Annotated in this window: 21 protein-coding genes; 5 read left to right on the forward strand and 16 right to left on the reverse strand. The window is 37.7% G+C overall.

All coding sequences use genetic code 11. The features are described 5' to 3' along the window. Nucleotides 1-11: 11 nt before the first annotated feature. The 8 genes from rplW to pplA form a co-directional block, all read right to left on the reverse strand. Complete coding sequence (rplW, locus tag LWE_RS13225) at nt 12-296, reverse strand: 50S ribosomal protein L23 (RefSeq protein WP_003728540.1); 285 nt, start codon at nt 294-296, stop codon at nt 12-14. Next, the gene (gene rplD / locus LWE_RS13230) at nt 296-919 is read right to left on the reverse strand and encodes a 50S ribosomal protein L4 (protein WP_011703286.1); all 624 of its coding nucleotides are present in this window, start codon (nt 917-919) and stop codon (nt 296-298) included. The genes rplW and rplD overlap by 1 nt, the downstream gene beginning before the upstream one ends. Before the next feature lie 24 nt (nt 920-943). After that, nucleotides 944-1573 (reverse strand): 50S ribosomal protein L3, encoded by a 630-nt coding sequence (gene rplC / locus LWE_RS13235; protein WP_003772936.1) that lies wholly within the window; start codon nt 1571-1573, stop codon nt 944-946. Nucleotides 1574-1607: 34 nt separating this feature from the next. After that, nucleotides 1608-1916 carry a 30S ribosomal protein S10 gene (gene rpsJ / locus LWE_RS13240; protein WP_003720954.1) on the reverse strand — a complete coding sequence of 103 codons (309 nt, stop codon included), beginning with the start codon at nt 1914-1916 and terminating at the stop codon, nt 1608-1610. Between the two features lie 362 nt (nt 1917-2278). Next, on the reverse strand, nt 2279-3079 hold the full coding sequence (fmnA, locus tag LWE_RS13245; protein ID WP_011703287.1) for an FAD export ECF transporter transmembrane subunit FmnA: 801 nt from the start codon (nt 3077-3079) through the stop codon (nt 2279-2281). A 20-nt stretch (nt 3080-3099) separates the two neighbouring features. Next, nucleotides 3100-4059, reverse strand: coding sequence for a 1,4-dihydroxy-2-naphthoate polyprenyltransferase (gene menA, locus LWE_RS13250; RefSeq protein ID WP_011703288.1), 960 nt, complete (start codon nt 4057-4059; stop codon nt 3100-3102). Nucleotides 4060-4139: 80 nt separating this feature from the next. Then, nucleotides 4140-5222 (reverse strand): FAD:protein FMN transferase, encoded by a 1083-nt coding sequence (locus tag LWE_RS13255; protein WP_011703289.1) that lies wholly within the window; start codon nt 5220-5222, stop codon nt 4140-4142. Between the two features lie 162 nt (nt 5223-5384). Beyond that, nucleotides 5385-6284 (reverse strand): extracellular electron transfer flavoprotein PplA, encoded by a 900-nt coding sequence (gene pplA / locus LWE_RS13260; RefSeq protein WP_011703290.1) that lies wholly within the window; start codon nt 6282-6284, stop codon nt 5385-5387. Between the two features lie 444 nt (nt 6285-6728). Here pplA and LWE_RS13265 point away from each other — a divergent pair, with 444 nt between their 5' ends. The 5 genes from LWE_RS13265 (at nt 6729) to LWE_RS13285 (ending at nt 12225) form a co-directional block, all read left to right on the forward strand. Then, nucleotides 6729-8615, forward strand: a complete 1887-nt coding sequence (locus LWE_RS13265) for an FAD-dependent oxidoreductase (protein ID WP_011703291.1) — start codon at nt 6729-6731, stop codon at nt 8613-8615. Nucleotides 8616-8792: 177 nt separating this feature from the next. Continuing rightward, a complete protein-coding gene (eetA, locus tag LWE_RS13270) occupies nt 8793-9227 on the forward strand; it encodes a flavin-based extracellular electron transfer system protein EetA (RefSeq protein WP_011703292.1) in 435 nt (144 codons plus the stop codon). 31 nt (nt 9228-9258) lie between these two features. Beyond that, nucleotides 9259-9801 carry a flavinylation system FAD exporter subunit EetB gene (eetB, locus tag LWE_RS13275; RefSeq protein ID WP_003723627.1) on the forward strand — a complete coding sequence of 181 codons (543 nt, stop codon included), beginning with the start codon at nt 9259-9261 and terminating at the stop codon, nt 9799-9801. Between the two features lie 21 nt (nt 9802-9822). Continuing rightward, nucleotides 9823-10803, forward strand: coding sequence for a polyprenyl synthetase family protein (locus LWE_RS13280; protein WP_011703293.1), 981 nt, complete (start codon nt 9823-9825; stop codon nt 10801-10803). Nucleotides 10804-10893: 90 nt separating this feature from the next. Beyond that, on the forward strand, nt 10894-12225 hold the full coding sequence (locus LWE_RS13285; RefSeq protein ID WP_011703294.1) for a metallophosphoesterase: 1332 nt from the start codon (nt 10894-10896) through the stop codon (nt 12223-12225). Nucleotides 12226-12270: 45 nt separating this feature from the next. Here LWE_RS13285 and LWE_RS13290 read toward each other — a convergent pair whose 3' ends face one another. The 8 genes from LWE_RS13290 to LWE_RS13325 form a co-directional block, all read right to left on the reverse strand. After that, entirely contained in the window at nt 12271-13257 is a 987-nt protein-coding gene (locus LWE_RS13290) for a DUF4003 family protein (protein WP_011703295.1), read from the reverse strand. A 103-nt stretch (nt 13258-13360) separates the two neighbouring features. After that, nucleotides 13361-14104 (reverse strand): SIS domain-containing protein, encoded by a 744-nt coding sequence (locus LWE_RS13295; RefSeq protein ID WP_011703296.1) that lies wholly within the window; start codon nt 14102-14104, stop codon nt 13361-13363. Further along, nucleotides 14105-14824 (reverse strand): KDGP aldolase, encoded by a 720-nt coding sequence (locus LWE_RS13300; protein ID WP_011703297.1) that lies wholly within the window; start codon nt 14822-14824, stop codon nt 14105-14107. Further along, nucleotides 14784-15533, reverse strand: a complete 750-nt coding sequence (locus LWE_RS13305) for a creatininase family protein (RefSeq protein ID WP_011703298.1) — start codon at nt 15531-15533, stop codon at nt 14784-14786. Before LWE_RS13305 ends, LWE_RS13300 begins: the two co-directional genes overlap by 41 nt. A 12-nt stretch (nt 15534-15545) precedes the next feature. Continuing rightward, nucleotides 15546-16538: a phosphotriesterase family protein gene (locus LWE_RS13310; RefSeq protein WP_011703299.1), complete on the reverse strand. Its 993-nt coding sequence runs from the start codon at nt 16536-16538 to the stop codon at nt 15546-15548. 70 nt (nt 16539-16608) lie between these two features. After that, nucleotides 16609-17907, reverse strand: coding sequence for a PTS ascorbate transporter subunit IIC (locus tag LWE_RS13315; protein ID WP_011703300.1), 1299 nt, complete (start codon nt 17905-17907; stop codon nt 16609-16611). A gap of 26 nt (nt 17908-17933) precedes the next feature. After that, nucleotides 17934-18206: a PTS sugar transporter subunit IIB gene (locus LWE_RS13320; RefSeq protein ID WP_011703301.1), complete on the reverse strand. Its 273-nt coding sequence runs from the start codon at nt 18204-18206 to the stop codon at nt 17934-17936. A gap of 2 nt (nt 18207-18208) precedes the next feature. Continuing rightward, nucleotides 18209-18643 carry a PTS sugar transporter subunit IIA gene (locus LWE_RS13325; RefSeq protein ID WP_011703302.1) on the reverse strand — a complete coding sequence of 145 codons (435 nt, stop codon included), beginning with the start codon at nt 18641-18643 and terminating at the stop codon, nt 18209-18211. Between the last annotated feature and the right edge of the window lie 68 nt (nt 18644-18711).

An 18711-nucleotide genomic window follows, 5' to 3' on the forward strand; every position in this document is an offset into this window, starting at 1 on the left:
AGTTAATTGAATTATACTTCAAAGAATTGAATTTCTTTGCTGTCAGCTGTAACAGTAACAATCGCTTTACGACGTTTGTTAGTGTAACCTGCATAACGGCCCATACGTTTAAGTTTGCCTTTGTAATTCATTACGTTTACTTTAGCAACTTTTACGTCGAAAATTTCTTCAATTGCGTATTTTACTTGCGTTTTTGTTGCGCGAGTATCTACTTCAAATGTATATTTCTTATCGTCGAGAATGCTTGTAGATTCTTCAGTTACAACTGGGCGCTTAATGATGTCGCGTGCATCCATTATGCGAGCACCTCCTCTACTTTTTCGACAGCTGCTTTAGTGATAATTAACTTATCATGTTTAGCAACTTCTAGTACTGAGATACTTTCAGCTGGAATAACTGTAATGCCTTGTAAGTTGCGTGCAGATAATTCTACATTTTCACTTTCACCAGCAACTACGATTAGTGCCTTAGTATCTACAGAGATATTTTTAAGAAAAGTCGCAAATTCTTTTGTTTTAGGTGCATCGAAAGTTAAACCTTCAAGTACAACTAATTTTTCTTCATTTACTTTAGAAGAAAGAATCGATTTAATCGCTAAACGACGAACTTTCTTAGGTAATTTGTAAGCATATGAACGAGGTGTTGGGCCGAATACGACACCACCGCCGCGCCATTGTGGGGAACGGATTGAACCTTGACGGGCACGACCTGTACCTTTTTGACGCCATGGTTTACGTCCGCCACCACGTACTTCTGAACGATTTTTTACTTTGTGAGTCCCTTGACGTAGGGATGCACGTTGGCTCAAAATCACATCAACAACAACTTTTTCATTTGGTTCGATACCGAAAACAGTGTCGTTTAAAGTAATTTCGCCAGCGTTTGTTCCATCTTGTTTAAGTAAGCTTAATTTTGGCATTCGTTAGTCCTCCTTTCCAAATGATTATTTTGCTTTAGTAGCAGTTTTGATTTGAACTAATGCTTTTTTAGCGCCTGGAACGTTACCTTTTACTAAAAGAACGTTCTTTTCAACGTCTACTTTAACGATTTCTAGGTTTTGGATAGTGATTTGTTCTCCACCCATACGACCTGGAAGTAGTTTATTTTTGAAAACACGGTTAGGTGCTACTGGACCCATTGAACCTGGGCGACGATGGTAACGGGAACCGTGGGCCATAGGGCCGCGTGATTGTCCGTGGCGTTTAATAACACCTTGGAATCCTTTACCTTTCGATACGCCTGTCGCGTCGATGATGTCACCTTCTGCGAATACGTCTACTTTTACTTCTGCACCAATCTCATACTCGTCTAAGTTTACATCGCGGAATTCGCGAATGAAGCGCTTAGGAGTAGTATCGGCTTTTGCTACATGACCTTGTTCGGGTTTGTTTGACAATTTTGCTCTCTTATCTTCGAAACCGATTTGTACAGCTTCATAGCCGTCAGTTTCAACAGTTTTCTTTTGAAGTACCACGTTTTGTGCTGCTTCGATTACTGTTACTGGAATAAGTTCGCCGTTTTCAGTGAAAACTTGTGTCATCCCTACTTTTCTACCTAAGATTCCTTTGGTCATGAGTCACACCTCCTGTTAATTTAATTTATTATTATTATAGTTTGATTTCGATGTCCACACCGCTTGGCAAGTCTAAACGCATCAAGCTATCAACTGTTTGTGGTGTTGGATTAACGATGTCGATTAAACGTTTGTGTGTACGCATCTCGAATTGCTCACGAGAATCTTTATATTTGTGGACCGCACGCAAGACTGTGTAGATTGACTTCTCTGTTGGAAGTGGAATCGGACCAGATACGGAAGCACCTGAGCGTTTCGCTGTTTCTACAATCTTTTCTGCTGATTGATCCAAAATACGGTGATCATACGCTTTTAAACGAATACGAATTTTTTGTTTTGCCATTACTTTCCCTCCTTTTCGCCTATTTTTAAAATAGACATTCTCCGTGAAAATTACCTGAACATCCGCCATGGCAAAGCGGCCGGGTGTGTCAGCAACCTTTCACTTCATCACATGGGCATTCCCGGCAATACCGGGGTGCTCGTTGTCAAAAGGGCAGACCAATGCCTGTCCATTTGCACTTTATCTATTATACACGGGTTAGTGGTAGTAATCAACCGCTTTTTGAAAAAAGTTTTAAGTTATTTTCATAAGGAGTATTATATAGAAGATTCTTGATTTAATTCGAGTAATAAAACGCCTCATAGCGCCATTCCCTAATTGTTTATTAAAAGAAAAAAACATCCGTAAAAGTCGAATGTTTTTTAAGTGGTCCTCAGAAGTACAAGACCCGCTGTTAAAAGTATCATAACACCTGCCGCAACCAAATCACCTAGATGCCAGTGCAATATTCGAAAACGAGTCCGGCCTTCGCCACCTTGATAACCTCTCGCCTCCATCGCATCCGCCAATTCTTCCGCACGATTAAAGGAGCTGACAAACAAAGGAATAAATATTGGAACTACTACTTTCATTTGTTCAAATAAATTCCCTTCGCCAAAATCCACTCCACGGGCGCGCTGAGCTTTCATGATTTTGTCCGTTTCACCCATAAGCGTTGGAATAAATCGCAGCGCAACTGAAATCATGAGCGCAATATCATTCACAGGAACCTTTAGTACTGCAAAAGGGCGAAGAATATAAGCAATCGCATCTGTTAAATTCATTGGGGTAGTTGTGAGTGTAATAACTGTCGACATCATTATTATTAATACAAATCGCAAAAATACAAATACACCATTCAAAAGTCCAAAAGAAGAAATCGTAAATGGACCCCAATCAAAATAAATTGTTCCGCCACTTGCAAATAAAATCTGCATGACTACAGTAAATAAAATCAGCCAGATTAGAGGCTTCACACCTTTTATGAATACTTTTAATTTAATTCCGGTCATTTGGATAACCATTAAAGTGAAAACTACCATTAAAGCATAGGTCCACCAGTTGTTCGCTAAAAACAAAATACCAATATAGTAGAATCCCGCCAGTAATTTGGTCCGCGCATCAAGACCATGAATCAGGGACTCCCCTGGAACAAAACGGCCTAATATTAGCTTTTCTATCATTCAAAGAAGCCCCCTTTAACTCATACCATTTGTTGAATAATGACACTCACCGCCATTAGGATTGTGAGCGTTGCGTTAATCAATACAAAATTACGAATTCCAATAACAAATGTTTTCGACTTTACTTGTTCTTTATTAAATTTAACTAAATTACGATAAACTGGATAAATCGCCAGCAACGATAATAACATGACAGGATGCAAGAAATTCACTATTACTGATATGATTATCGCCAAAAATGAAGCATAATACAAACCATTAAATAATAAGACACCCATTTTTCTACCTATATAATAAGGAAGTGTGTATCGATGATTTCTAATATCTTCATCTAAATCACATAAATTATTTGCTAACATTATATTCGCTATCGTGAAAATACATGGTAAGGATACCACACCTATCCGAATGATTTCTATTAGGTTGAACTGAATCGTGACCATTTCCCCTTGCCAAAGCAAGTTCGCAATTCCAGCATCGTAAGCATTTACGTATACAGCTAAAAAGAAAATACCGAAACCCATTGTAACCCCAGAAAATATTTCTCCAAGTGGCATACGAGAAAGTGGCACTGGACCAAATGTGTACAAAATACCAATACAAAAACATACAAACCCAATCAAAAGCACGAGTAAATCTGTTCGAAAAACGAGCCAAACGCCTAAGCCAGTTGCGATAAAGAACATTAGAAAAATGGTTATAATAACCGTTCGCTCGCGAATTTGTTCTTGTCCAATAACATTACTTGTGGTTCGGTAATCATAGTCGTGATTATCCGTCGCTTTCCGATAATCCATGTAATTATTTATCGCTGTTGTTGTTAAATCAAAAATTAACATTGATCCAAAAAATATCAATGTATTTAGAGGCTTAAACATGTCATATTGATAAACAACGAATAACGTTCCCAACATAAACGGAAATACACTAGCTATCTTCGTTTGAATCTCGACCAACTTTAGGAATGATGGAATCGACATAATCCCTTTTTAGCCCCTCTCTATCTTTTTATGAGCAGACCTCTATAAGAAATCTGCTCACTTTCTTCTATTATAATAGTTTATTTTTTCAAAGTATCCATTTTGAAATCTTTGTCCGTTAACTCAAATTGACCTTTTAGCCCAGAAGTTTCGTAGACTTTTTTCTCTTTACTAATAAAGATAGCATCGACACCCTTGAATTGTTCGATATAATCCATACCGCCCTCAATTCCTTTAGAGAAAGTAGCTGTTGAAAGTCCGTCGCCATCAATCGATTTTTTAGATACTATAGAAACGCCTGCGATATCATTATCAAACGGATACCCTGTTTTTGGATCTAAAATATGGTGGTATGTTTTTCCATCAACTTCTAGGTAACGTTCATAAATCCCTGAAGTTACAATAGACATATTAGATTCAGGAAGTTTTCCAATAACACTTCCGCGCGGAGAAAACGGATCTTGTATTCCGACATTCCATTTATTTCCATTCGGATTATCCCCTTGAACGTAGATGTTACCGCCTAAGTCAATAATGGAAGTAGTAACTTTATTATCTTTAAACACTTTTAAGGTTTCGTCAGTAATAAAGCCTTTAGCGATAGCTCCTAAATCAAGCTCCATGCCTTCTTTTTCTAAATATACTGTTTGATCTTTATCATTCATTTTTACGTCTTTATAATTAACTAGTGGTAAAAGAGCATCAATTTCTGCTTGTGAAGGCTTACGAGCGTCAGAAAAACCAATATGCCATAAAGAAGTGAGTGGACCAATCGTGATATCAAAGCTACCACCAGAGTTTTCCGAGTATTTAAGTCCTTCTTGAATTAAATAGTACACATCTTTTGAAACTTTTACTGGTTTTTTTCCAGCCTGTTCATTAATTTTATCTACTTCCGATGTTTTTTCGGAGTCACTTGTAGTGATTTTCGCAGCTAGTTCTTTGATCCGGTCGAATCCTTTATCAAGGACATCCTCTTTACCTTTATCATAAATTTTCAAAGTGACAACTGTTCCCATTAAAAAGTCTGTTTTCGAATAGGGTTGATCAATTAATTTGCTTGAATCAGTTGGTTCTTTTTTTGTTTCTTCATTTGAGTTACCACACGCTGACAAAACAAGCGCCAATACAATAACTGAAAGTAACGTTTTCCATTTTTTCATTCGCTTTTACACCTTTCCAATTCGTGATCTTTACTTGAATAACTATAGCTTAAATAAAGGAATAAATCTACAGTAAAAAGAGCCTAATTACGCTCTTTTTTGATAAAAAAATCGGCTAGCCCCAAAATAGGGCCAGCCGTTTTGTACATTTCATCGTGTTAATTATTCAGCTTCTACTAGGTTGTACACTTTGATTGTGTCAGTGTCGCCATTTTGTGCAGCATTTTGAAGTTGAGCTGCGTAGATTTTGAATTGGTTAGAAGAGTTAGTAGCACCAGAAACTGTGTCTACTTCAGCAACATCTTGTTTTTCAACAAGAGATTTGTTAAGTGCTGGGATATATTCTTTTGGACCAGTACCAGATTTAGCTTTCATGTTTTTCTCATAGTCAGCGTCATCTGATTTAAGTTTACCGTCTTTGTCAACATAGTTGTAATCAGATTTAGTGATTTTGCCGTCTTTAACGTCCATGCTGAACACTACACGGTAATTGTGTGCGTAGTTTTGTTCTTCTAATTTGTAAGTTCCATCTTCCATTTTAGCTAGGTTGTTGATGGAAATTGTAGTTGTATCAGCTTTTTGAGCTGCTTGGATTAATTGGTTAGCATAGTTGATGAAAGCGTCAGAAGAATGAGTTGCTCCTGAAACTACTTCTACAGATGCTGCAGATTGATTTTTAACTAGAGAATCACTTAATTGTTTTAAGTATTCTTGAGGACCAGTTCCTACTTTATCTTTCATCATTTTTTCGTAGTCTGCATCTTCGGATTTTAATTTGCCGTCTTTGTTTTTGTAATCGTAGTTAGCTTTTGTGATTTTACCATCTTTAACTTCGATTGACATGAAACCTTTCCAGCCTTTGTCGTCGAAATTCTTTTCTTCTAATTTGTAAGTACCATCAGTCATAGTACCATCAGTTTTAGCTGTTTTCTTTGTTTCTGTTTGTTTTGTGTCTGTGCTCTTCTTATCTTTGCTGCTGTCGTCGTTACTACCGCAACCTACTAGTAATAAACTTGAAGCCATTACTACGGTAATACCCATTGCTACTTTTTTCAATTTCATATTTGCTCCCACCTTTTGTTTTATTAGAACTTTGTTTGTGATAACGTGAACACAAGCGAATAGTCTGCGAAAGCGATATCACTTTTACAATACAAATGATACCACCCGCTCTCCCTTTTGTCTACTGTAATTCTAAAGACATAATTTATCTAATTTTCTAAATAATGACTATTGATGTATAATCATTGCCTCAAAGCGACATTTTATAGCCAAATAGCAGACAAAAATGCCTAAAAACCTATATATAACAAGGACTTTTAGACTGCTAAATTATATAATATTTGTACAAAGACCTATTTTTTGATTTTAGATTAGAATTGTTCTTTACTACCTAGACATTACTAGGAGGTTTCTGTTAAACTATGATAGGTTATAATAATACTGTGGGGAATTTTGGACTCATTTTATTTTTGTGAATAAACTTACAAGGAGTTGAGGAAGCATATGCCTGAAAAGAATATCGTTTTAATTGGGGCAGGTTATGCAGGTGTACACGCGGCTAAGAAATTAGCTAAGAAATACAAGAAAGACAAAGACGTTAACATTACATTAATCGATCGTCATTCGTATCACACAATGATGACTGAACTTCACGAGGTTGCTGGTGGTCGTGTTGAACCAACTGCAATCCAATATGATTTACGTCGCTTGTTTAATAGAACGAAAGTTAATCTTGTAACTGATAACGTGACACATGTAGATCATGATAAAAAAGTTGTAACAACAGAACATGGTAGCTACCCATTTGATTACCTAGTACTTGGTATGGGCGGCGAACCTAATGACTTCGGGACTCCTGGTGTGGGCGAAAACGGCTTTACACTATGGTCTTGGGAAGATTCTGTTAAGTTGCGCAAACATATTGAAGAAACAGTAACAAAAGCATCTCGCGAACAAAACGTTGAAAAACGTAAAGCAATGTTAACATTTGTTGTTTGTGGATCTGGATTTACTGGTATTGAAATGGTTGGGGAACTTTTAGAATGGAAAAATCGCTTAGCTAAAGATAACAAGATTGATCCTTCTGAAATTAAATTGGTTGTAGTAGAAGCTGCTCCAACAATCCTAAACATGCTAGAACGAAGAGATGCTGACAAAGCAGAACGTTACATGGTTAAAAAAGGTATTGAAATCATGAAAAACGCGGCTATTGTTGAGGTTAAACCTGACAGCATCGTACTTAAATCTGGCGAAGAACTTCCAACAAGCACTTTAATTTGGACTGCCGGTGTTCGTGCTAACTCTGATACAAAAGATTACGGCATGGAATCTGCTCGTGCAGGACGTTTGAAAGTAAACCAATATATGGAAGCAGAAGGTCTTAAAGACGTTTATGTTGTTGGGGACCTAGCTTACTTTGAAGATGAAGAAGGCAAGCCAACTCCGCAAATCGTTGAAGGTGCTGAACAAACTGCATTAACTGCAGCGAAAAGCATTATTGTTGAAATGAGTGGTACTGGCGAAAAAGAACCTTTCCAAGGTAAATATCATGGTGTCATGGTATCTATCGGGGCTAAATATGGTGTTGCTCACTTAGGCGGCATGCATTTATCTGGTTGGTTCGCTATTTTAATGAAACATATGGTTAACCTTTATTACTTCTTTGGTATTCGTAGTGGTTATTACATGTGGCAATACATTATGCACGAATTCTTCCACATTAAAGATCACCGTAATATCTTCCGTGGCTGGACTTCTCGCTATGGTAACGTGCTTTGGGTTCTTCCTTTACGTGTATATCTAGGTTGGTTCTGGGTTGACGAAGCGCTATCTAAAATCTACGGTGAAACTACATGGGATAAAGTAAGTATTACTAACTTGAAACCTTTATTTAACGGTCTAGGTTCTGATTCTTGGTTAACAGCAACAACTTCCAAAATGCCATTTGAGTGGTTGCAAAACGCTGCTACTTCTGGTGCTAGTCAAGCTGCCGGAGATGCTGCTGGGGCTGCTGCAACAAATGTATCACCTCCAATCCTTGGACATATGCCTGGTTGGTTCGAATGGATCATGAAACTTCTAATGCCAAACCTTGACGTTGCACTAGTAATGCAAAAAGTAGTTCCTTTTGTTGAACTTGCAATTGGTCTTGCTATGGTTGTTGGTCTATTCACTTGGCTTGTAAGTATCGGAAGTGCTGGATTCCTAGTAATGTTCACTCTAAGCGCTATGCTTGGTTGGGACAAATTCTGGGCGTTACCAGCTTCTATCGCACTTCTAAATGGCGCTGGACGTACATTTGGTCTTGATTACTGGGCTGTTCCATGGTTCCAAAAACATCTTGGTCACTGGTGGTACGGTAAGCCAAAATCCGTTTACAGAGACAAGTAATTTAGTTAGTTAAATTTTTCAAATTAAAAATCGGGAGTGCATCCAAAAGCCAGTTTTGGCATAGGAGGTGCTTCCGTTTTTATTATTTGTTTATTTTTATGAACTTTTTCCTATTATATTTAGGCGTTATCCTTTAAAATAGGATTTGTACATGAGATTTTGAAAGGAGGCAATGCGGTGAGAAAGTACTTTTATATGGTGAAGCGCTGGGATATTATTATTATTTTATCTCTTTGTCTACTTTCATTTTTGCCGATTGCTATTTTTTCCTATGTAAAAGCGAATGAACCTGCTCCGGCTAGCGGAAAAAAAGAGCTTGTTGCGGTTATTTCTGTTGATAATAAAGAATATAAAACTGTGACACTTACTGGACATAAAGGAACGGAAAGCTTTGATGTGAAACAACCAGACGGACATACGAACACGATTGAGGTTTCTGGAGAAGAAATCCGAATCAGTAAAGCTAACTGTAACGATCAGGTGTGTGTTCGAACTGGAGCAATTGACAAACAAGGTGATACAGTCGTTTGCCTTCCACATAAATTAGTAATTGAAGTAAAAGCGAGTGACGGGAGTTCAGGCGATGCAGATGATCCAATTATCTCTTCCTGACCTTATCTCTAATAGATAGGAAAGTGTTTCTATGACAAAAAATAGACGATTAGTATATATAGCGCTTCTGGCTGCACAAGCTGTTGTCATTAGTTTGCTTGAAAGAGCCATTCCGTTTCCATTCGCATTTGCTCCTGGGGCGAAACTTGGACTTGCTAATATTATTACTTGTATTTCGCTTTATACGTTATCAGCAAAAGATACATTTATGATAATCTGTATTAGATTAGTATTATCCACTTTGCTTGGCGGAACTATTTCCACATTTATGTATAGTGCGGCGGGAGCTATCTTGAGTTTTCTTGGGATGTGGCTTGTACAACAACTTGGGCCGAAACGTGTGAGCATTATTGGCGTTAGTGTTACCGGTGGGATTTTACATAACGTCGGTCAACTTGTTATCGCCAGTTGGATTGCTGGTACTTGGTCGGTTATGCTTTATTTGCCAGTACTATCTTTTATCGGTATTCTTTCTGGAATCGCGGTTGGTATTGCGGCAAACTACTTGCTTAAAAATGTCCAAACTTTGCGGATGTTCGCTGATGCTAAACAAAGTCAAGCAGCACAAAAATAACTTTAAAAAAAGGAGTTCAATATGCAACTTCATGCTATGTGGGATGATTATCCTGCACTTTCTAAAGATTTACAAGAAGTCTTACAAACAATTGAAAAAAACATTCAAATTCGAGATAAACACGTAGAAAAGAACGTGAAAGATTTGATTCACGCTGGTGGAAAACTGCTGCGCCCTGCTTTTGCACTTCTTTCTGCTCAAGCTGGCCCTGAGTTTGATAAAGAACGCGCGGTTTCTATCGCAGCTGCTCTTGAAGTGCTCCATATGGCGACCTTAATCCACGATGATGTTGTTGATGATTCCCCATTACGCCGCGGTATCCCAACGATTCATTCTAAATACGGACGTAATTATGCGGTTTATACAGGAGATTATTTATTCTGTATTTGTTTCAAAATACTATCCGCGCATGCTTCTTCCGTTGAAAATATCGAATTTAACAGTAAAAATATCGAAAAGATTTTAATGGGTGAATTGGATCAAATGCGCACAAGTTATAAAATGAATGTAACCGTCCGTGAATATTTAACACGTATTTCTGGTAAAACTGCCCAACTGTTTGCGCTTAGTTGTTATTCTGGAGCAACTGGTAGTAAAGCATCACGTATGACTGTAGCAAAATGTTATAATATTGGTCATTATCTTGGCATGGCTTTTCAAATTATTGATGATGTACTTGATTATACAAGTACAGATGCAGGGTTAGGAAAACCAGTTTTAAATGATATGAAACAAGGAATTTATTCACTACCACTTATTTATGCAATGAAAGGACACTTGGCTGAATTTGAGCCACTTCTTTCTCAAAAATTAGATATGACTGACGATGCTTCTGAACAGGTTTTAGCACTTATTTCTAAATATAATGGTGTCGAACAGGCATTCAAACTTGCAAATAAATATACGAATAAAGCTCTTCGTGAAATCAAAAAATTACCAGCTGGCGTATATCGTGATGATATGTACCGCTTGACGAAAAGTATTTTAGATAGAGAAATCTAAGCCGTTTAGAACAATGCTCCTTACTTCTTGAGTTTTGTTCTAAATTTCCCACTCATTTGTGAAAATACAAACATGAAAGCGTGATTAAACGTGATTCAATTTTTAAAATTTGTCATACTTCTCCTTATATCTTCTTCTTTATTTGGGTGCAGTTCAACAAGCGACAAGACAGAAAAAATTACCGCTCCCATTGAAAAAGATCAAGATTTATCCATAATTGAAACAACAGATGTTCATTATTTTGCACCGTCTTTAACTGATAATGGAGCAGCTTTTAAACAATATGTTGCAGCTGGCGATGGAAAACAACTAGCTTATAGTGATGAAATAACTGATGCTTTTTTAGAGGATGTGGAAGCGAAGAAAACCGATGTTTTAATTATTAGCGGTGATTTAACTAACAATGGAGAAAAAACGAGCCACGAAGAACTAGCGAAAAAATTAGCTCAAGTGGAAAAAGCAGGCACACAAGTGTTTGTTGTCCCTGGTAATCATGATATTAATAATCCTTGGGCACGTAAATTTGAAAAAGATAAACAATTACCGACTGACACTATTACACCAACAGATTTTAGTAAAATTTACGGAGATTTTGGCTACAAGGACGCTATTTCAAGTGATGATTTTTCGCTAAGTTATTTAGCCGCTCCATCTTCCAAAGTTTGGTTGCTCATGCTCGACACAGCCATTTATAAAACAAATATGCAACAAGGTACACCTACAACAGAGGGTGGTTTAACGACTGGAACACTCGATTGGGTGAAAGAATGTAGCACACTTGCGGAGAAAAATGGTGCAAAACTTATCCCAGTAATGCATCATAATTTAACTAATCATAGTGATGTGATTCAACGAGGCTTTACTATTAACTATAATCAACAAGTAATTGATACACTTACAGCTGGGAATATGGAATTTTCTCTTAGCGGACATATCCACACTCAAAACATCCGCACAGCTAAAAGCACGGATGGCAAAGAAATCACTGATATCGTAACAAATGCGCTTTCTGTTTATCCACATAAATACGGTAATATAACTTATAGCGCTAAAAATAAAAACTTCACTTATCAATCACAAAAGCTCGATATAGAAAGTTGGGCAAAAGAGCACGGGAAAACCGATAAAAACCTGCTTAATTTTGATCAATTTGATTATGATACTTTTTATAATAGTGGCTATGATAAAGCAATAATGGATTTAATGACAAGTGATGCTTACAAAACCTACAGTCAATCAGATAAAGAAAAAATGGCAGATACAATGGGCTTAAATAACATGTATTTCTTCGCCGGAACTGCACCTCCAAAATCTGCAGGAATGGCTTTATGGGATTCTGCGCCTAATTCATTTTTGAAAGACTATGTCTTAAGTACTTCTAATCCACCTAAAAATAGTAATGACTATTATGTGAGCCCTTAAAAAACAACCCTTGTGAGCATGAAAAGTTCACAAGGGTTGTTTTTATTAACTTGAAGCTGCTGCTGCACTCGCCGCGGCTGCTGCACTTACTGCTGCCGCTTGTTCCATAGCAATTAAAATATGCACATTGACCATTAATCCTTCTAATTGTTCCTTACTCATTTGGCCCGATTGTTTTTCTGTGTATAGGCTTATCGCAAGAGCTGTAACGAATTCACGTCCAAATCGTAATCCAGGTTGCTTTTGGAGTTCATCAATTAGATTTACTAAACCAGAGTCAATTTTTCGCCCGTCCATTACAAATGCCAAAATTCCGATGCTCGAATAATGTAATGGTTTCACTTTGACTCCTTTTTGGCGCAATTCTTCTACTACATTATCTACTCTTCTGATGAATTTACTGTCCTTTTCACCGTACAAAAGCGTGCCTGTTGTTGCTAAAAATTGTAAACTATCATTCTTCCGAAAACCTTTAGCCGCAAATTCTTGGAAATAATATTCCGTTACATCAGCCAATTTCGCGGTATTTTCTTCTGGGAGATTAGCTAAGAAAACGGCTGTCGCGACATCTTCACTTTTAGTTAAAAATGGATGATCTTTTTTGAAAAGTTGGTGGATGACTTTCGCTTTTTTAGCTGTCATAGTTGGATTTTCTGATTCTAGCAACAAATAAGCTGCAAAATAAGTGTACTCGGAGCGCTTAAAACCAGCTTCCACTAGCGTATTATAATTGGAAATCACTTGTCGAACACTTTCCGTACTGGCATTATCAAAAGCCATCAACAACCCAACAAGAGATGCACGAACATTACTATTTAATGCTGTAAAAAAACCTAATTGTTGCTTCATTTCTTTATTAATTACATAGAATTTTTCTGAATTAACGATTTCATCATTTCCTGCAAAAAGTCGAGCAATTAGAAACCGAATCCGTTTATCAATAAAACTAACACCACTCGTTTTCACTAAATCATAGTTCTTCATCAATAATTTCGTTGCTTGTTCGCTATCAAATGCAAATGTCGAATCCATCGGCCACACTCCTTCTTAATTTATAATAGTTCAATTATATCGTATTCCTCAGAAATACACTAAATAAAATAAAAAAAGTCTAGACAGCTAGACTTTTTTTATTTTATAAATTCATTCCAAGTAACGGAATTCGTTCATTATATTTATCAACAAGCGCTTGGTTGTGCTCGTCGGCATTTTCGACATTCCCGCTAATAAATACTGGTGGAGTGAAATTGTCATTTACCATTTTTTCAATGGCTTCTGCAAAAATGGATTGCAAGATAACCGCGCCAGTTACGGTAGATGTTGGTGCAAATGCAATATCAAAGTTTGCTGATTTTAGTACTGCATCTCCTTTAACAGCACCGTTATCAATCACGATGTCTCCTGTATCTGATAAACGCTTTCCAGAAATATGGCGTGATTTTTGGCTAGCTGAGTATTGTAGTGAAGTGATTACGATAATAAACGCACCTTTTTCACGGGCAATTTCAGCAACATCGATTGGCACAGGATTGCGACCAGATGTTGATAATACAATCATTACATCGCCCGGACGAATATCTTCCTCAGCCATAAATGTTTTTGCATACTCATTTTTGCGTTCGAGCACAGAAGACGCCGCAGCACCTTCGTGAAGCATTAGTGGTTCATGCAAAATCGGATGAATCGCCGCAAGTCCGCCTGCTCGGTAAAATACTTCCTCTGTTAAAATATGCGAATGTCCACAGCCAAACAAATGGATTACACCGTCGTTTTCGATGGACTTGGCAACTTCTGCCCCTGCTTCTTTTACATAATCAGCTTCATTGTCGAGAATGTTTTCTAATAAACGAATCGTAATATCAATATAGTTATTAATCATTTAGTTCTCCTCCAATGCTGCAAAAATTTTCGCTATTTCTTCTGGTTTAGTTCGACCAGTTTCTTTATCAATTGTTTTCCCAAAGATATGCGGCATATAGAATGGAATGCCAGTTGTTTGAATTGCAGTAGTTATTTCAAGAATATTATCCGCGCCAATTCCGCCAGCTGGCTCAATACCATAAATACCTTTATCAGCTGCAATTTTTGTTAAATATACTAGTTCATCTAAATATTTTGTACCTTCAATACTCATAAATTTGATGGAGGGAATATTTGCGGATAAACAGTAATCAACAGCTTCTTCTGCGGTAATTTCATCTCCTGAAGATAATTTCACGATTCCGACTTTTCCGGTTGGACGAACGAGTGCATTAGTATATGTTTCCGGTAGTAAGCCGTTTGTTAATCCCGCAGTTTCGATTGGTTGGTTAATATGGCTGTTCGGCACAATTCGTGCAATATGAAGAACATTCCGCCAGTTTTGCCAGTCTCCTCCGCCACCAAGCCCAACACTAACAATCTCTGCTGTCGATTGTAATTCTTTGACGACGTTTGCTGCTTCTTCGGCCGATTCATAGTTCGTTGCAACGATTCCCGGCACTGCAAAACCGCGCGATGCTTCCATTACTTCTTTGCTATTTTCTTTATCTTTCGCTAAAAAATTAAATAGCGCAAAATTATTCCATTTTGGTAGATTTTCGAATTTTTTCTTGTTCAAGTTTTATCAACTCCACACATGTTTTTAAGGTTTTTTCAATCAAGTATTCGCCTTTTTCTGCTGTAGCTAAAGTTGCTTCTCCGAGGACTGCTGTCTTGGTGAAGTTTTGCCATGGGGTTGGTGTGAAATCTGCATCTATTGGTAAAATTGGCGGGTCATCAATCGCACGACTCATATCCGCATTTTCCGGTGATAAATAGAGCATGAGTGATGTTTCGATTTCACAAGCATGAATATAGGTATGATGGTTTGCTTTTCCTTCGCGTACATCCATCGCTAATTTTTGGATATTTGGGTAGAAAATGTGCAAAATAATCATATCTGGGTATTTCGCATATAGTTCTCGTGCTGCATCTTTGAGTGCAGCCATATTACCAAGATGCCCACTGACTGGGACAAATAGCCGAAATCCTTGTTTATAAAGACTTTCACCGATTTCCACAACCACTTTTGTGACCGTTTCATTCGATAAAGTTAAACTTCCCGGAAAATCTTGTAAGCTCCAAACTTGACCATATGGTAAAACTGGCAGCACAAAACCATCTGTTTCCGCCGCTATTTTTGCTGAATATTCTGACGCCAGAATATTGTCTGTTCCTAGTGGCAAATGTGGCCCATGCGCTTCAACCGCTCCTATTGGCAAAATAACTGGTTTGGTTTTCGTGATTTTCGCGCCAATATCAAATGAATTTTCATCTGCATATAACACAGATTTCGCCTCCTATTTTTTAAATGTAAAGCATCTTGCTGGATTATCCACAAAGAATTTTTTAACTAATTTTTCTCCGTCAAAGCCTTTTTCGTTTGCTTCGTCAATAAAGCGTGGCACCCATTTTTTGGCGATATATTCAAGACCTGGTCCATGACCGTAATGTTTATAATATGTTTTTCGTGCAGTGTCCCCACTCACTAGAATTTGATCTTCAAATCCTTCTGAAACTAAATAAAGTATTGCAGCAATCCTTGCACTTTCTGGCGCGTATTTGATTTTTGCAATGCCATCAAATGACATAAACGCACCTGTTTTAGCAACTTGTTTGTGATAATACGGATCTAGGTTACGGTCCATGTGTCCAATAGAAAGATATTCTAATGGGATATTTTCTTGTTTTAAAATCTCGATTTGCTCTAAAGCCATTGTTCCTGCTTCTGTATGAGAATGAATCGGTGCTTTTGTCTCGTGATGTGCTCTTGCAACCGCGCGTATCGTTTTTTCTTCTAAAGGAGTAATCATATTGTAGCCAGTTCCAAATTTCACCTGACCAGCCTTGTACGGTGTTCCTTCAAGCCCGTTCTCTACTTCATTCACAACAAATTCTGTTAATTTTTCTGTGGAAGTATTTTCAATCCATTCATAATAAGTTTCAAAATCACCGATAATTGGTTTTAATTCGGGTTTAATTTTTCCGTCCCATAAGAAACTTTTGTTAAAGCCGGCTGTTCCAATGATTTGAATACCAGTTTCTTTGGAAATCTGTGCTACATCTAAAACACGTCTACCGTAATCCACTGCAGTTGCATCAACAATCGTTTTCCCACCTAAATCAGCGAAATCTTGTACATCTAGTTGGGATTTTTCTTTGCTATCTAAAAGTAAATCGTCGGCATCTCGCTCTTGCCAGTAAGCCGGCACACAGACAATATGCTCGTGTGAATAAGTAAACCCTAATTTATCTGGGGCGATATCTCCATAAAAAGTACGAATAAAACTCATTTTTTAAAACTTCCTTTCAAAAAACCTCTTCCTCTTGAATGCTAGACTAGGAAGAGGTTTTGATTTTTACTTAAAAGAATAACTTAGCTAACATGCTAACAATTGGTCCAAGAATAAACATATCTGAATCTGCCGCCCACATTGCTGTATCCGGAACTGTCGTATTAATAAAGAATGTAACCATAATATATTGACCCCAAGCAACAACGGTAGCTGTTAAGAAGCCGCCTATTAGTGCTCCTCTGACCCCACCAGTCGAGTTACCGAATACACCTGCAACTGCCCCGTGGAAGAAGAGAACAATCATTGTTGGAACAAATACATAACCTACTGTGTTTCCTAGTACTACTAACCAGATAATTGCTCCAACAAATGCTCCAAGGAAACCGATAATTACGGAGTTTGGCGCATATGGGTAAACAATTGGTGCATCCAGTGCTGGTTTTGCACCCGGTACAAGTTTTGTAGCAATACCATTGAATGCTGGTACGATTTCACCGATAAACATCCGCACACCTACAAGTACAACCGCAATCCCTGCTGCAAAAGTAAATGATTGAACGATAGAATAAACGATAAAGCTTTGGTTCCCAGCTTCTGCGATTAATTTTTCTGCGCCTGGCGTCTTTTTAACCATTAGGATAACTGCACCGACGATGAAGAGAATTCCCATTGTAAGAGCTGTAATAACATTCGAATCACGTAAAAACTCTAATTTTTTCGGTAAATTAATATGTTCTGCATCATTTTTCTTATTTCCGAATACTTTTCCGAGTAAAGCAGATAAAATCGCTACACTGGATGAAGTATGTCCTAATGCGACATTATCATTACCAGTAATTTTACGTAAGAATGGTTGTGTAATGGCTGGTTGCAACGTCCAGTAAAGCCCCATAATAACTGCTAGGAAGAGTACAAGTCCCCAGAATGGAATGTCGCCGCCAACTGCTTGTACAGTAATTCCTGCAAAAATAGTCGTTGTCCAGAACATCATATGACCAGTTAAATAGATGTACTTAAATGGTGTAAATCTCGCTAATAATACGTTGACTAAAAATCCGAGTGTCATCGCAAGTGTTACCGCACTACCAAATTTTGCATTAAAGGCTTCTTGCCCTAAAAACCCTGCAAGTGGCGGCGTTTCAAGACCAAACACTTCTTTCCACATTGGTTCAAAAATACCAAGTGAACCAGTAATAACAGCCGCACCAGCGTTAATAATTAAGAATCCAATAATTGCTTTGAACGTTCCGCTAATAACTTGGCTTAAATTTTTCTTTTGTAAAAGTAACCCTAGAAGTACGATAAAACCTAAAAGTATGGCTGGGGTTCCAAAAAAGTTATTGGCAATCCACGTAATAATCTCCATTTTTTTCCCACCTTTTTTTGTCTTATTTAACTATTGATTGCTGTAGATAATGCATTTTTAATTTCTGCATTGTCAAAATAGTTGTTAACAATTACTACTTTAGCACTTGTATCTGTTCCAAGTGTTTCAGCTAATTCTTGACTTGTTACGATAATATCCACGTTCATCGAGCGAGCTGCTGAGACATCAATGTGCTCTACATCCGCGTCTACTCCCATATCGCGCAAAACTGTTTCCACATTCATTCGTAAAATTAAGCTAGTTCCTTGCCCAAGTCCACACACCGCTAAAATTTTCATTATTATCCCTCCACTAATTCTCCAATTGCTTGGTAATCTTCTGAGTGAATCAATTTTTCAATATTCTCGTTGTTACTAAGCAAGGAAACGATTTTTTGAATAACTTGTAAATGTGCCTCGCTTGAAGTTGCTGCGAGCCCAAAGACTAGGCGCACAGGATCATTTGCAGCGTGTCCGAAATTCACGCCTTCTTTTAGTACGACAAGTGATACTGCGGAGTTTTCCACTCCATCAGTTGGTCTTGCATGAGGAATTGCTATTTGAGGTGCAATGACAAAGTACGCACCATTTTCATGATAAGATTCCACCATTTTTTCTACGTACTGCTCGCTCACATAACCTGCATTAACTAATAATTCTCCTGCTTGCACGATAGCCTCGTCAGCGTTTTCGGCTGATCCGTGCAGATTCACGAGCTCTTTATCCAAAAAAGACATATCTCTTCATCCCTTCTAACTAATTGATAGCGCTATCAATAACTTACACTCTTATTATAGCTGTAGCT

This window comes from Listeria welshimeri serovar 6b str. SLCC5334 (genome assembly GCF_000060285.1).
Lineage (GTDB): Bacteria > Bacillota > Bacilli > Lactobacillales > Listeriaceae > Listeria > Listeria welshimeri.

What these genes read in the sequence shown, in the direction of transcription:
- rplW (WP_003728540.1), bottom strand. Translation starts at nt 296, where the DNA reads ATGGATGCACGCGACATCATTAAGCGCCCAGTTGTAACTGAAGAATCT.
- rplD (WP_011703286.1), bottom strand. Translation starts at nt 919, where the DNA reads ATGCCAAAATTAAGCTTACTTAAACAAGATGGAACAAACGCTGGCGAA.
- rplC (WP_003772936.1), bottom strand. Translation starts at nt 1,573, where the DNA reads ATGACCAAAGGAATCTTAGGTAGAAAAGTAGGGATGACACAAGTTTTC.
- rpsJ (WP_003720954.1), bottom strand. Translation starts at nt 1,916, where the DNA reads ATGGCAAAACAAAAAATTCGTATTCGTTTAAAAGCGTATGATCACCGT.
- fmnA (WP_011703287.1), bottom strand. Translation starts at nt 3,079, where the DNA reads ATGATAGAAAAGCTAATATTAGGCCGTTTTGTTCCAGGGGAGTCCCTG.
- menA (WP_011703288.1), bottom strand. Translation starts at nt 4,059, where the DNA reads ATGTCGATTCCATCATTCCTAAAGTTGGTCGAGATTCAAACGAAGATA.
- LWE_RS13255 (WP_011703289.1), bottom strand. Translation starts at nt 5,222, where the DNA reads ATGAAAAAATGGAAAACGTTACTTTCAGTTATTGTATTGGCGCTTGTT.
- pplA (WP_011703290.1), bottom strand. Translation starts at nt 6,284, where the DNA reads ATGAAATTGAAAAAAGTAGCAATGGGTATTACCGTAGTAATGGCTTCA.
- LWE_RS13265 (WP_011703291.1), top strand. Translation starts at nt 6,729, where the DNA reads ATGCCTGAAAAGAATATCGTTTTAATTGGGGCAGGTTATGCAGGTGTA.
- eetB (WP_003723627.1), top strand. Translation starts at nt 9,259, where the DNA reads ATGACAAAAAATAGACGATTAGTATATATAGCGCTTCTGGCTGCACAA.
- LWE_RS13280 (WP_011703293.1), top strand. Translation starts at nt 9,823, where the DNA reads ATGCAACTTCATGCTATGTGGGATGATTATCCTGCACTTTCTAAAGAT.
- LWE_RS13290 (WP_011703295.1), bottom strand. Translation starts at nt 13,257, where the DNA reads ATGGATTCGACATTTGCATTTGATAGCGAACAAGCAACGAAATTATTG.
- LWE_RS13295 (WP_011703296.1), bottom strand. Translation starts at nt 14,104, where the DNA reads ATGATTAATAACTATATTGATATTACGATTCGTTTATTAGAAAACATT.
- LWE_RS13310 (WP_011703299.1), bottom strand. Translation starts at nt 16,538, where the DNA reads ATGAGTTTTATTCGTACTTTTTATGGAGATATCGCCCCAGATAAATTA.
- LWE_RS13315 (WP_011703300.1), bottom strand. Translation starts at nt 17,907, where the DNA reads ATGGAGATTATTACGTGGATTGCCAATAACTTTTTTGGAACCCCAGCC.
- LWE_RS13320 (WP_011703301.1), bottom strand. Translation starts at nt 18,206, where the DNA reads ATGAAAATTTTAGCGGTGTGTGGACTTGGGCAAGGAACTAGCTTAATT.
- LWE_RS13325 (WP_011703302.1), bottom strand. Translation starts at nt 18,643, where the DNA reads ATGTCTTTTTTGGATAAAGAGCTCGTGAATCTGCACGGATCAGCCGAA.